The organism is Microbacterium sp., assembly GCF_035687345.1.
GTDB lineage: Bacteria > Actinomycetota > Actinomycetes > Actinomycetales > Microbacteriaceae > Microbacterium.
The window spans coordinates 15,072-27,567 of sequence record NZ_DASRXZ010000002.1; the positions used below are offsets into that span (position 1 = coordinate 15,072).

Here is a 12,496-nt window from a genome sequence, read left to right on the forward strand (position 1 = left end):
ACCGATGGAGGACCCCATGACCGACACCGCCCTGGCGACGCGCCACGTGCCCGCCGACCTCCCCGACCGAATCCAGCACTACATCGACGGTCAGTTCGTCGACTCGACGGACGGTGACACGTTCGATGTGCTCGAGCCCGTCACGAACGAGGTCTACCTGCAGGCCGCGGCCGGCAAGAAGGCCGACATCGACCTCGCCGTCGCCGCCGCGAAGCGCGCGTTCGACGAGGGGCCGTGGCCGCGGATGCTGCCGCGCGAGCGCTCGCGCATCCTGCACCGCATCGCCGACATCGTCGAGTCCCGCGACGCGCGCCTCGCCGAGCTCGAGTCCTTCGACTCGGGCCTTCCGATCACGCAGGCGCTCGGCCAGGCGCGGCGCGCCGCCGAGAACTTCCGCTTCTTCGCGGACCTGATCGTCGCCCAGGCCGACGACACCTACAAGGTGCCCGGCCGCCAGATCAACTACGTCAACCGCAAGCCGATCGGCGTCGCGGGACTCATCACGCCGTGGAACACGCCGTTCATGCTCGAGTCGTGGAAGCTCGGCCCCGCGCTCGCGACCGGCAACACGGTCGTGCTGAAGCCCGCCGAGTTCACGCCGCTGTCGGCCTCGCTGTGGGCGGGCATCTTCGAGGAGGCGGGCCTTCCCAAGGGCGTGTTCAACCTCGTCAACGGGCTGGGCGAAGAGGCGGGCGACGCGCTCGTGAAGCATCCGGACGTCCCCCTCATCTCGTTCACTGGTGAGAGCCGCACCGGACAGATCATCTTCGGCAACGCCGCCCCGTACCTCAAGGGCCTGTCGATGGAGCTCGGCGGCAAGTCGCCGGCGATCGTCTTCGCGGACGCCGACCTCGAGGCCGCCGTCGACGCGACGATCTTCGGGGTCTTCTCGCTCAACGGCGAGCGCTGCACCGCAGGTTCTCGCATCCTCGTGCAGCGCGACATCTACGACGAGTTCGTCGAGCGGTACGCCGCGCAGGCGAAGCGCGTCGTCGTGGGCGACCCCCAGGATCCCAAGACCGAGGTCGGCGCGCTCGTGCACCCCGAGCACTACGAGAAGGTCATGTCGTACATCGAGATCGGCAAGACGGAGGGACGCCTCGTCGCCGGCGGCGGTCGTCCCGATGGCTTCCCGACGGGCAACTACGTCGCGCCGACCGTGTTCGCGGACGTGCCCCGCGACGCGCGCATCTTCCAAGAGGAGATCTTCGGCCCGGTCGTCGCGATCACGCCCTTCGACACCGACGAGGAGGCGCTCGAGCTCGCCAACGGCGTGAAGTACGGCCTCGCCGCCTACGTGTGGACGAACGACCTCAAGCGCGCCCACAACTTCGCGCAGGCGATCGACGCGGGCATGGTGTGGCTGAACTCCAACAACGTGCGAGACCTCCGCACCCCCTTCGGCGGTGTCAAGGCCTCGGGTCTCGGCCACGAGGGCGGCTACCGCTCGATCGACTTCTACACGCACCAGCAGGCCGTGCACATCACGCTCGGCGCGGTGCACAACCCGACCTTCGGCAAGTCCACACCCGCTGCGGAGCAGGCCGAGGCCGCCGAATCCGAAGAGGGCTGAGCCCCCATCGGGGCTGAGCCCTCACCGATCGCTGAGCCCCATCGGTCGCTGAGCCTGTCGAAGCGCCGACCCCTCGACAGGCTCAGGGACCGGGATCCACATCACCCAGACAACGCAAGGACGCTGACATGACCGACCGCGACCAGATGACCCGCACCTCCTCCGGCTTCTTCGTGAGCCAGGAGGCGCCGATCCACACCGACAACCCGATCCCGACCCCCTCGAGCCCCGCGCCGGACGTGCTGCGCTGCGCGTACATGGAGCTTGTCGTGACCGACCTCGCCGCGTCGCGCGAGTTCTACGTCGACGTGCTCGACCTCGTGGTGACCGAGGAGGACGAGAACACCGTCTACCTGCGGTCGATGGAGGAGTTCATCCACCACAACCTCGTGCTGCGGCAGGGCCCGGTCGCGGCGGTCGCCGCGTTCTCGTACCGCGTGCGCACGCCCGAGGACCTCGACAAGGCGGTCGCGTTCTACACCGAGCTCGGCTGCGATGTGCGCCGCAACCCCGAGGGCTTCACGAAGGGCATCGGCGACTCGGTGCGCGTCGTCGATCCGCTCGGCTTCCCGTACGAGTTCTTCTACGACGTCGAGCACGTCGAGCGGCTCGCGTGGCGCTACGACCTGTACACGCCCGGCGCGCTCGTGCGCCTGGACCACTTCAACCAGGTGACCCCCGACGTGCCGCGCGCGGTGAAGTTCATGCAGGACCTCGGGTTCCGCGTGACCGAGGACATCCAGGACGAGCAGGGCACGGTGTACGCCGCGTGGATGCGCCGGAAGCCGACTGTCCACGACACCGCGATGACCGGCGGCGACGGCCCCCGCATGCACCACGTCGCGTTCTCGACGCACGAGAAGCACAACATCCTCGCGATCTGCGACAAGCTCGGCGCGCTGCGGCGCTCCGACGCGATCGAGCGCGGTCCCGGCCGCCACGGCGTGTCGAACGCGTTCTACCTGTACCTGCGCGATCCCGACGGCCACCGCGTCGAGATCTACACGCAGGACTACTACACGGGCGACCCCGACAACCCGGTCGTCACGTGGGACGTGCACGACAACCAGCGCCGTGACTGGTGGGGCAACCCGGTCGTGCCGTCGTGGTACACCGAGGCCTCGCTCGTGCTCGACCTCGACGGCAACCCGCAGCCCGTCGTCGCGCGCACGGACGAGTCGGAGATGGCGGTGACGATCGGCGCCGACGGCTTCTCGTACACGCGCCCCGACGTGCAGGACGAGCTGCCCAGCTGGAAGCAGGGCGAGTACAAGCTCGGCAACCAGCTGTGACCGCCTCGCCGTGAAAGCGTCGGGCTCAATCGGCCCCGCTCGCCCTTCCAGGCGCCTCGACGGCCGGTTGAGCCCGGCGCTTTGACACCCGACCGATGTGAGGAGAGAGACGGATGCTGCCACCCGACGTCATCGCGAAGATCGCGGACGAGCTCGCCGAGGCCGACCGCACGCACGGCGTGATCCCGCGGATCACCGCGCGCTACCCCGAGGCGACGGTCGAGGACTCTTACGTGATCCAGGGCGTGTGGCGCGACAAGGCGCTCGCCGCGGGGCGCAAGCTCGTCGGCCGCAAGATCGGCCTGACGTCGAAGGCGATGCAGCAGGCGACCGGCATCACCGAGCCCGACTACGGCGTGATGTTCGACGACACGGTCTATCCCAACGGCGCCGAGATCCCCGTCGACCACTTCTCGAACGTGCGCATCGAGGTCGAGCTCGCGTTCGTGCTGAAGGAGCCGCTCGAGGGTCCCGACTGCACGCTCGAGGACGCGCTCGCGGCGATCGACTACGCCGTGCCGGCGCTCGAGATCCTCAACTCGCACATCGAGCTCGAGGGCCGCACGATCGTCGACACGATCGCCGACAACGCCGCGTACGGCGCGATGGTGCTCGGCGACGTGCGCAAGCGGCCCGACGAGATCGACCTTCGCTGGGTTCCGGGTGTGCTGAGCCGCAACGGCGAGATCGAGGAGACGGGCGTCGCGGCGGGAGTGCTGGGCCACCCCGCGACGGGTGTCGCGTGGCTCGCGAACAAGTTCCACCAGCACGGCGCGCGGCTCGAGGCGGGCGAGATCATCCTCGCCGGATCGTTCACGCGCCCCATGTGGGTCGAGCGGGGCGATAGCGTGCTGTGCGACTACGGACCCATGGGAGTCATCGAATGCCGCTTCGTCTGAACCCGACCTTCCGCGAGCGTCTCGCCGAGGCCGACCGGCCCCTCATCGGAATGTGGGTGTCGTCGGGGAGTCCCCTCGTCGCCGAGATCTGCGCGGGCGGAGGCTTGGACTGGCTCCTCATCGACATGGAGCACTCCCCCAACGGCCTGGAGTCGGTGCTCGCACAGCTGCAGGCGGTCGCGGCGTACCCCGTGACCCCGCTCGTGCGCGTGCCGATCGGCGACGTCGTCACGATCAAGCAGGTGCTCGACCTGGGCGCGCAGAACCTGCTCGTGCCGATGGTGTCGTCGGGCGCTGAGGCGCGCGCGGTCGTGGAGGCCGTGCGCTATCCACCGCGCGGCCGCCGCGGCGTCGGCTCCGCGCTCGCGCGCTCGGCCCGCTGGAACCGCGTCGACGGCTATCTCGCGAACGCCGACGACCACGTGTCGGTCTTCGTGCAGATCGAGACGGCGGAAGGTGCGGATGCCGCGGCCGACATCGCCGCGGTCGACGGCGTCGACGGGGTGTTCGTCGGCCCGTCCGACCTTTCCGCCTCGATGGGGCTGCTCGGGCAGCAGTCCCACCCCGATGTCGTGGCGACGGTGAATCGCACGTTCGAGGCAGTCCGCGCGGCGGGCAAGCCCGTCGGCGTGAACGCCTTCGACCCCGCGGTCGCACGCTCGTACCTCGACGCCGGCGCGTCGTTCGCCCTCGTGGGCGCCGACGTCGCACTGCTCGCGCGCGGGTCGGAGGCCCTCGCCACGACGTTCATCCCCGCGGCCGACGACACCGAGCGCGCGTCGTACTGAGACGCGCGTAGGGTGCAGCCCCGGCCGACGTCAAGCACCCCCTCCGCCCGGGCGGCCTCTGCCATGCTGAACCGATGCAGAGGCAGGTCGGAAGCCGCATCGCGCTGGATGTCACCGAGCCGGCGGACCTCGTGTTCGCGGTCGCGGTGTCGCGCCACTACTCGCCGAGCGCCGAGGCGCTCGCGGTGACGCTCGACGGTGCGCCGGTGGAGGCATCCGAGGTTCCCGACGCCCACGGCGCGCGGCTGCACCGCGTGCGGGCGGACGCCGGTCGCCTCCAGCTCGAGTACGCCGCGACGATCGACGGTTCGGGCGAGAACGACGACGCGACCGAGACCGACCGGCTCGTGTACGGGCGGCCGAGCCGCTACGCCGAATCCGACGTCCTCGCACCGACCGCGACCGCGGAGTTCGCGGGCATCGACGGGCACGCCGACCTGCTCGCATCCGTCTCGTCGTGGGTGGGCACACGCCTCGCGTACGTGACCGGATCGAGCTTGCCGACCGACGGCGCGGCGCGCACGCTGCTCGCGCGCCGGGGCGTGTGCCGCGACTACGCGCACGTGTGCGTCGCGCTGCTTCGAGCGCTCGGGGTGCCCGCGCGAGTGGCCGCCGTGTACGCGCCCGGACTCGACCCGATGGACTTCCACGCCGTGGCCGAGGCGTGGATCGACGGCGCGTGGCGCGTCGTCGATGCGACGACCCTCGCCCCGCGATCGACCCTCGTGCGCATCGCGACGGGCCGCGACGCCGCCGACACCGCCTTCCTCACCGTGGTGAGCGGCCGCGCCGACCTCGTCGACGTCACGGTCACGGCGGTTGCGGACACGCTCCCCGACGACGATGTGACCGAGTTCGCGTCGCTCGCGTGATCGCGGTGTCCGCTCCCGCTCGGGCTGGCGACGTGGCACGCTGAAGGCATGAAGAAGTGGCTGGTGCGCTTCGTCGTGCTCCTCGCGTTCAACATCCTCGTGCTGCTCGTGATCGGTTGGCTGACGCCCGCCCGGGTCGGCTGGGCGGCACTGTGGGGCGGCATCGTGCTGACGCTCCTCACGATGTGGGTGCGGCCCGCGCTGACGAACTGGTTCCGACGCCGCGCGGCCAAGAGCGCCGGCGGACGCACGAAGGCGGGCGAGTTCCTCGTCGAGGTGGGCATCGTCCTCGTCATCGCGTTCATCGCGTGGATCGTGACGGTGCTGCTCTCGGGCGTGCGCATCGGCCTCAACCCGCTCGGCTACATCCTGCCGCCGATCTTCGTCGCGCTCGGCTGGTGGGTGTACGAGCTCATCGCGGATCGCGCCGAGTCGCACGCCGGCGCCCTGTACGACCGGGCGACGGGTGCCCCGGTGGGCGGGGCGGATGCCGCATCCGCCGTTCCCCCGCCGAGCCCCGAGACCCAGTCCGCCCGCCGGGAGCTCAAGGACGGCCTCACCGACGAGCAGCGCCGCATGCTGGACGAGCTCTGACGCGATCGCCCGAGGTCGTGTCGATTCAGCGCGAGCTCGATCGTCACAAGGTCGAGAACGACCGAAAGGACGCATCATGCGCTACACACTCCTGCTCCACTACCCCGAGATGACCGCCGAGGAGACCGGCGAAGAAGGCTGGGCCGAGGGCATGCGGGCCTTCGACGAGTACGCGAAGGCGCTCGACGCGGCCGGGGTCCTCCAGTCCGCCGAGGTGCTCCAGCAGTCCGTCGCGACGACGACCCTGCGGCCGGCCGACGGAACCCTGCGCGTGCAGGACGGACCGTACGCCGACACGAAGGAGCAGCTCGGCGGGACGTTCGTGATCGACGTGCCCGACCTCGACGCCGCGATCGAGTGGGCTAAGCGGGCTCCCTCCGCCGGGTGGGGTCCGATCGAGATCCGCCCGACCGCGACCCGCTTCGTCGACGGAGAGTGGACGCCCTTCGCGTGACGGACGACACCGCGCGTGCGCGCGCCGCCGCCGAACGTGCGGCGCGCGACGCGTACGGTCGTCTCGTCGCGCTCCTGGCCGCACCCACGCGCGACCTCGCCCTCGCCGAGGACGCCCTCTCGGACGCGTTCGAGCGGGCGCTGCGCACGTGGCCGGAGTCGGGCGTCCCCTCGAACCCGGAAGGCTGGCTGCTCACCGTGGCCCGCAACCGGCTCCTCGACCTGCTGCGTTCCGCCGCGCACCGCACGAGCACGCCGCTCGACGCCGAGCGGATCCTCGGCGGAACGGATGCCGCGACCCTCGCCGAGCGCGCCGAAGCCATTCCCGACAAGCGCCTCGAGCTGCTCTTCGCGTGCTCGCATCCGGCGATCGACCCCGCCGTGCGCACGCCGCTCATGCTGCAGGCGGTGCTCGGATTCGACGCGGCGCGGATCGCGCGCGCCTTCGCCGTCGAGCCCGCGACGATGGCTCAGCGCCTCGTGCGCGCGAAGCGCCGCCTCCGCGACGCCGGCATCCCGTTCGCCCTTCCGACGCGCGCGGACATGCCCGAGCGGCTGCCCGCGGTGCTCGAGGCGATCTACGGCGCGTACGCGATCGACTGGCTCGACCAGGGCGACCGCGTGCGCGAGTCGATCGCCGACGAGGCGCGGTGGCTCGCCGTGCTCACCGCGGACCTCCTGGAGGACGAGCCCGAGGCGTGGGGGCTCGCCGCGCTCCTCACGTTCGCGCAGGCCCGCGCGCCCGCCCGGGTCGCACACCCGTGGCCGCCGCTCGACGAGCAGGATCCGTCGACGTGGTCACGCGAGCTCATCGCAGAAGGCGAGGCGCTCCTGCGCCGCGCATCCGCCCTCGGTCGCCCTCTCGGTCGGTTCCAGCTCGAGGCGGCGATCCAAGCCGTGCATTGCGACCGCGCGCGCACCGGCGCGCTCGACGTCGCGGCCCTCGAGAAGCTCTATCGCGGGCTCGTCGCGATCGCTCCGACTGTCGGCGCGCAGGCCGCGCTCGACGCGGTGCTGGCTCGGCGAAGGGACGCGTGACGCGACGCCGAATCGCGGGTCAGAGCACCGTGCCCGGCGAACCGCCCGCCTGACGTTCCGCCGCCTCGACGACGTTGGCGACGAGCATCGCGCGCGTCATCGGACCGACGCCGCCGGGGTTCGGCGACAGCCATCCCGCGACCTCGGCGACGGCGGGGTCGACGTCGCCCGCGAGCTTCGCCTTGCCCGACTCGGTCGTGCCGACGCGCGTCACGCCCACGTCGAGCACGGCCGCACCGGGCTTGACCCAGTCCGCCTGCACGAGGTGCGGTTGGCCCACCGCCGCCACGACGATGTCGGCCTTGCGCACCTGGTCGGCGAGGTCGGGCGTGCGCGAGTGCGTGATCGTGACCGTGGCATCCGTGCCCTTGCGGGTCAGCAGCAGCGCGAGCGGGCGCCCGACTGTGATGCCCCGACCGATGACCGTCACGTGCTGACCGGCGATCGGCACGCTGTTGCGCGCGAGCAGCTCGATCACGCCCGCGGGCGTGCACGGCAGCGGTGCGTCGACCGCGGTCTTCGGGTCGACGCCCAGCACGAGGCGGCCGAGGTTGGTCGGATGCAGGCCGTCGGCGTCCTTGTCGGGGTCGATGAGCTCGAGGATGGCGTTCTCGTCGATGCCTTTCGGCAACGGCAGCTGCACGATGAAGCCCGTCACCTCGGGGTTCTCGTTGAGGCCGCGCACGGCCTCGGCGATCTCGTCCTGCGAGGCGGTCGCCGGCAGCTCGACCGAGATCGACGCCACGCCGACCTCTTCGCAGTCGCGGTGCTTGCCGGTGACGTACGAGCGCGACGCCGGGTCGTCGCCGACGAGCAGCGTCCCGAGTCCGGGCACGACGCCGCGCTCACGGAGCGCCGCGACGCGGGCGCGCAGCTCTTCCTTGATGGCCGCCGCCGTGGCGACGCCGTCCAGCTTCTTCGCGGTCATGTGCACTCCTCGTCGGGTCTGAATCACTATGCCCATAGGTATCCGTCGAGCGCAAGCCGGTTTCCCGGCCTTCGGAAACCCGGCTCGGGCCGCGCCCTACTGCTGGAGTCCCGGGTACAGCGGGAACGCGTCCGCGAGCACCGCGACGCGCGCGCGCAGCGCCTCGACGTCGGCACCGGGCTGCAGCGCGAGCGCGATGATGTCGGCGACCTCGGTGAACTCCGCATCGCCGAAGCCGCGCGTCGCAAGCGCCGGCGTGCCGATGCGCAGGCCCGACGTGATCATGGGCGGGCGCGGGTCGTTCGGCACCGCGTTGCGGTTGACGGTGATGCGGATCTCGTGCAAGAGGTCTTCGGCCTGCGTGCCGTCGATCGCGGCGTCGCGCAGGTCGACGAGCACGAGATGCACGTCGGTGCCGCCCGAGCGGACGGCGATGCCGGCCTCGCGCACGTCGGGCTGCGACAGGCGGTCGGCGATGATCGCGGCGCCCCGCACCGTGCGCTCCTGACGCTCGCGGAACTCGGGGGTCGCGGCGAGCTTGAACGCGGTCGCCTTCGCGGCGACGACGTGCATGAGCGGACCGCCCTGCTGGCCGGGGAACACGGCCGAGTCGATCTTCTTCGCGATCGCGGGGTCGTTCGTGAGGATGAAGCCGGAGCGCGGGCCGCCGATCGTCTTGTGCACGGTCGACGACACGACGTGCGCGTGCGGCACGGGGCTCGGGTGCAGGCCCGCGGCGACGAGACCCGCGAAGTGGGCCATGTCGACCCACAGGTAGGCCCCGACCTCGTCGGCGATCTCGCGGAAGCGCGCGAAGTCGAGCTGCCGCGGGTAGGCCGACCAGCCGGCGATGATGACCTTCGGACGGTGCTCGAGCGCGAGTCGACGGACCTCGTCCATGTCGATGACGGATGTCTCGGGGTCGACGCCGTAGGCGACGATCTCGTACAGGCGGCCCGAGAAGTTCGCCTTCATGCCGTGCGTGAGGTGACCGCCCTGGTCGAGCGAGAGCCCGAGGAGCGTGTCGCCCGGACGGGCGATCGCATGCAGGACGGCGGCGTTCGCGCTCGCGCCCGAGTGCGGCTGCACGTTCGCGTACTCCGAGCCGAACAGCGCCTTCGCGCGGGCGATCGCGAGCTCTTCGGCGACGTCGACGACCTCGCAGCCGCCGTAGTACCGGCGGCCCGGGTACCCCTCGGCGTACTTGTTGGTGAGCACGGAACCCTGCGACTGCAGCACCGCGACCGGCACGAAGTTCTCGGAGGCGATCATCTCGAGGTACGAGCGCTGGCGCTGCAGCTCGCGCTCGAGCACATCGGCGATCTCGGGGTCGACCTCGGCGAGCGGGGCGTTGAAGGACGAGTCGGTCAAGGCATTCTCCTGGCGTGGGGGCAGAACTCGGTTGTCGAGGCCGTCGCGCAGCGACGGTGTTCCGTGGCCCGGCCCAGGCGTGCGGTCGGTGCCGTGACGGTCGCTCCCCGGTGGTGGGCCCACCTCAACGCCAGTCGCGACATCGGAAGCATAGCCGAAAGCGCACTGCTAGGCTGATCGCCACCCCTTTTGTTAGGGATCTTTACATGATTCGTCGTCGCGGACGGACCGCCCTCGCCTTGGCCGTCGCCCTGGGCGCCGCTCTGGCCGCGTGCACGTCGGCACCCCAGAATGGAGGCACTGTGACCGAGCTCTCCGTCGTTCCCGCCCCCGCGTCCCTCTCCGTCCGCGAGTCCGCCGCATTCCCGCTCGATGCGCGCGTGCGCATCGAAGGCGACGCGGATGCCGCCGCCGCCCTCACGGCGCTCCTCGAAGCCCGCACGGGGCTCGCGGTCGGGGCATCCGCCTCCGCAGGGGACGCCGGCGGGGTCATCCGCCTCGACGTCGACAAGGGCTCAGGCGAGGCCGAGTCGTACCGACTGACGGCGGACGAGGCATCCGTCACCATCACGGGAGCCGACGCCGCCGGCCTCTTCTACGGCGTGCAGACGCTCGGACAGCTCGTCACGCGGGACGGCGAGCGCTGGGTCGTTCCCGCCGTCGAGATCACGGATGCGCCGCGCTTCGCGTATCGCGGCGTGATGCTCGACGTCGCACGGCATTTCCACCCGGTCGAGACGGTCAAGGGCTACATCGACCGCGCGGCGGGACTCAAGTTCAACGTGCTGCACCTCCACCTGACCGACGACCAGGGGTGGCGCATCCAGCTCGCGTCGCGCCCCGAGCTCACGGAGCGCGCGTCGGCGACATCGGTCGGCGGTGACCCCGGAGGGTTCTACACCAAGGCCGACTACCGCGAGATCGTCGAGTACGCCGCGTCGCGCCACATGACCGTCGTGCCCGAGGTCGACATGCCGGGGCACACCCACGCGGTGGGGCTCGCGTATCCCGAGCTCGTCGAGGACCCGGTCATCACCGATCGTGTGCGCGAGACCATCGAGGCGTTCGGGGGCGGGCTCCCGCAGGCCGGCGTGCCGTACGAGGGCGTGGCGGTCGGCTTCTCGTCGCTGCGCATCCACGACGAGGCGACCTACGACTTCGTCGCGGACGTCTTCGGCGAGCTCGCGGGGATGACGCCCGGCCCGTACCTGCACTTCGGCGGCGACGAGGCCCACGGCACGGCCGACGACGATTACGCCGAGTTCGTCGCGCGAACGAGCCGCCTCATCTCCGACCTCGACAAGATCCCGGTCGCGTGGCACGAGGCGGGTGCCGCGGCGGATCTGTGCGACGACACGATCGGCCAGTACTGGGGCTTCGTGCAGCCGACCGAGGGTATGGACGACAAGGCGCGCGGGTTCGTGAAGCTCGGCTCGAAGCTCATCCTGTCTCCGGCCGATGCCGTCTACCTCGACATGAAGTACGACGAGTCGACGACGCGCGGGCTGTCGTGGGCGAACGGCCCCACGAGCGTCCAGCGCGCCTACTCGTGGGAACCGTCCGACGTGATCGACGGCATCGAGGACGACGACATCCTCGGCGTCGAGGCGCCGCTGTGGACCGAGACCGTCCGCTCGGCCGACGACATCGACCACCTGGCGTTCCCGCGGATCGCGGCGGCGGCGGAGGCGGCGTGGTCGCCCGCGACAGGTGTCAGCGACCTGCGCACATGGGAGTCGTTCCGCGCGCGCGTCGGCGCGCTCGGACCGCTGTGGACCAGCCTCGGCATCGCGTTCCACCCGTCCGACGAGATCCCCTGGGCGTCTGAGTGAGCGTCGACCTCGTCGTCCACTCCGTGTGGTCGGGCGACGACGACGTGTGGGTCGCGATCGACCGCGGTGTCGTCGTCGATCGCGGCACGGGTGACGGGTGGCGCGCGCTCGCGCCGCGCGACGCGGTGGACGGTGAGGGCGGATGCCTCGCCCCCGGCTTCATCGACATCCACGGCCACGGCGGCGGCGGAGCCACCTTCGACGACGGCGTCGACGCGATCGCGACCGCCCGGGCGCTGCACCGCGCCCACGGCACGACGCGCGCCGTCGTGTCGCTCGTGACGGCGTCGATCGACGATCTCGCGCAGCGCGCCGCAATCGTCGCCGAGCTCGCCGAGGCCGACCCCACGATCCTCGGCTCGCACCTCGAGGGGCCCTTTCTCGATCCCGGGCACAAGGGCGCCCACACGGCATCGCTGCTGCGCGCGCCGGATGCGGCATCCGTCGACCGCCTGCTCGAGGCCGGCCGCGGCACGATCCGCCAGGTGACGATCGCCCCCGAGCTCGACGGCGCACACGACGCGATCCGCCGGTTCGTCGACGCGGGCGTCGCCGTCGCGATCGGACACACGGATGCCGACGCGGATGCCGCGAAGCGCGCGTTCGACGCCGGGGCGACGATCGTGACGCACGCGTTCAACGCGATGCGGGGCATCCACCACCGCGACCCGGGACCGGTCGTCGCAGCACTGCGGGACGACCGCGTGACGCTCGAGCTCATCCCCGACGGCGTGCATGTCGACCTGTCGCTCGTCGCCGTGGCCTTCGACGCGGCACGCGGGCGCATCGCGCTCGTCACCGATGCGATGGCGGCGGCGGGTGCCTCCGACGGGAGGTACGAGCTCGGCGGACTCGA

General features: G+C 71.3%; 12 protein-coding genes and 1 riboswitch. Of the genes, 10 read left to right on the top strand and 2 right to left on the bottom strand.

Going from position 1 to position 12,496, the window contains the following annotated elements; genetic code table 11:
• Nucleotides 1–16: 16 nt before the first annotated feature.
• The 8 genes from hpaE (at nt 17) to VFF97_RS00220 (ending at nt 7,509) form a co-directional block, all read left to right on the top strand.
• Nucleotides 17–1,573, top strand: coding sequence for a 5-carboxymethyl-2-hydroxymuconate semialdehyde dehydrogenase (gene hpaE, locus VFF97_RS00185; RefSeq protein WP_325031471.1), 1,557 nt, complete (start codon nt 17–19; stop codon nt 1,571–1,573).
• Between the two features lie 128 nt (nt 1,574–1,701).
• The gene (gene hpaD / locus VFF97_RS00190; protein WP_325031472.1) at nt 1,702–2,865 is read left to right on the top strand and encodes a 3,4-dihydroxyphenylacetate 2,3-dioxygenase; all 1,164 of its coding nucleotides are present in this window, start codon (nt 1,702–1,704) and stop codon (nt 2,863–2,865) included.
• Between the two features lie 113 nt (nt 2,866–2,978).
• A complete protein-coding gene (locus VFF97_RS00195; protein ID WP_325031473.1) occupies nt 2,979–3,764 on the top strand; it encodes a 2-keto-4-pentenoate hydratase in 786 nt (261 codons plus the stop codon).
• Complete coding sequence (locus VFF97_RS00200; RefSeq protein ID WP_325031474.1) at nt 3,749–4,552, top strand: HpcH/HpaI aldolase/citrate lyase family protein; 804 nt, start codon at nt 3,749–3,751, stop codon at nt 4,550–4,552. Before VFF97_RS00195 ends, VFF97_RS00200 begins: the two co-directional genes overlap by 16 nt.
• Nucleotides 4,553–4,626: 74 nt before the next feature.
• Complete coding sequence (locus tag VFF97_RS00205; protein ID WP_325031475.1) at nt 4,627–5,424, top strand: transglutaminase family protein; 798 nt, start codon at nt 4,627–4,629, stop codon at nt 5,422–5,424.
• Between the two features lie 48 nt (nt 5,425–5,472).
• Nucleotides 5,473–6,018: a hypothetical protein gene (locus VFF97_RS00210; RefSeq protein WP_325031476.1), complete on the top strand. Its 546-nt coding sequence runs from the start codon at nt 5,473–5,475 to the stop codon at nt 6,016–6,018.
• Nucleotides 6,019–6,094: 76 nt separating this feature from the next.
• Nucleotides 6,095–6,472 carry a YciI family protein gene (locus VFF97_RS00215; RefSeq protein ID WP_325031477.1) on the top strand — a complete coding sequence of 126 codons (378 nt, stop codon included), beginning with the start codon at nt 6,095–6,097 and terminating at the stop codon, nt 6,470–6,472.
• A complete protein-coding gene (locus VFF97_RS00220) occupies nt 6,469–7,509 on the top strand; it encodes an RNA polymerase sigma factor (protein WP_325031478.1) in 1,041 nt (346 codons plus the stop codon). The genes VFF97_RS00215 and VFF97_RS00220 overlap by 4 nt, the downstream gene beginning before the upstream one ends.
• Before the next feature lie 19 nt (nt 7,510–7,528).
• Here the strand turns inward: VFF97_RS00220 and VFF97_RS00225 are convergent, their stop codons facing one another.
• Nucleotides 7,529–8,437 carry a bifunctional methylenetetrahydrofolate dehydrogenase/methenyltetrahydrofolate cyclohydrolase gene (locus VFF97_RS00225; RefSeq protein ID WP_325031479.1) on the bottom strand — a complete coding sequence of 303 codons (909 nt, stop codon included), beginning with the start codon at nt 8,435–8,437 and terminating at the stop codon, nt 7,529–7,531.
• Between the two features lie 96 nt (nt 8,438–8,533).
• On the bottom strand, nt 8,534–9,808 hold the full coding sequence (gene glyA, locus VFF97_RS00230) for a serine hydroxymethyltransferase (RefSeq protein WP_325031480.1): 1,275 nt from the start codon (nt 9,806–9,808) through the stop codon (nt 8,534–8,536).
• 64 nt (nt 9,809–9,872) lie between these two features.
• A riboswitch (ZMP/ZTP riboswitch) is annotated at nt 9,873–9,956 on the bottom strand.
• Between the two features lie 154 nt (nt 9,957–10,110).
• On the opposite strand from glyA, the gene VFF97_RS00235 reads away from it, so the two are divergent.
• Nucleotides 10,111–11,640: a beta-N-acetylhexosaminidase gene (locus tag VFF97_RS00235; protein ID WP_325031481.1), complete on the top strand. Its 1,530-nt coding sequence runs from the start codon at nt 10,111–10,113 to the stop codon at nt 11,638–11,640.
• A partial coding sequence (locus VFF97_RS00240) for an N-acetylglucosamine-6-phosphate deacetylase (RefSeq protein WP_325031482.1) occupies nt 11,637–12,496 on the top strand: 860 nt, incomplete at its 3' end. The genes VFF97_RS00235 and VFF97_RS00240, both read left to right, overlap by 4 nt.

Coding starts and splice junctions, on each gene's coding strand:
- VFF97_RS00200 (WP_325031474.1), top strand. CDS start 3,749: ATGCCGCTTCGTCTGAACCCGACCTTCCGCGAGCGTCTCGCCGAGGCC.
- VFF97_RS00205 (WP_325031475.1), top strand. CDS start 4,627: ATGCAGAGGCAGGTCGGAAGCCGCATCGCGCTGGATGTCACCGAGCCG.
- VFF97_RS00210 (WP_325031476.1), top strand. CDS start 5,473: ATGAAGAAGTGGCTGGTGCGCTTCGTCGTGCTCCTCGCGTTCAACATC.
- VFF97_RS00215 (WP_325031477.1), top strand. CDS start 6,095: ATGCGCTACACACTCCTGCTCCACTACCCCGAGATGACCGCCGAGGAG.
- hpaD (WP_325031472.1), top strand. CDS start 1,702: ATGACCGACCGCGACCAGATGACCCGCACCTCCTCCGGCTTCTTCGTG.
- hpaE (WP_325031471.1), top strand. CDS start 17: ATGACCGACACCGCCCTGGCGACGCGCCACGTGCCCGCCGACCTCCCC.
- VFF97_RS00225 (WP_325031479.1), bottom strand. CDS start 8,437: ATGACCGCGAAGAAGCTGGACGGCGTCGCCACGGCGGCGGCCATCAAG.
- VFF97_RS00195 (WP_325031473.1), top strand. CDS start 2,979: ATGCTGCCACCCGACGTCATCGCGAAGATCGCGGACGAGCTCGCCGAG.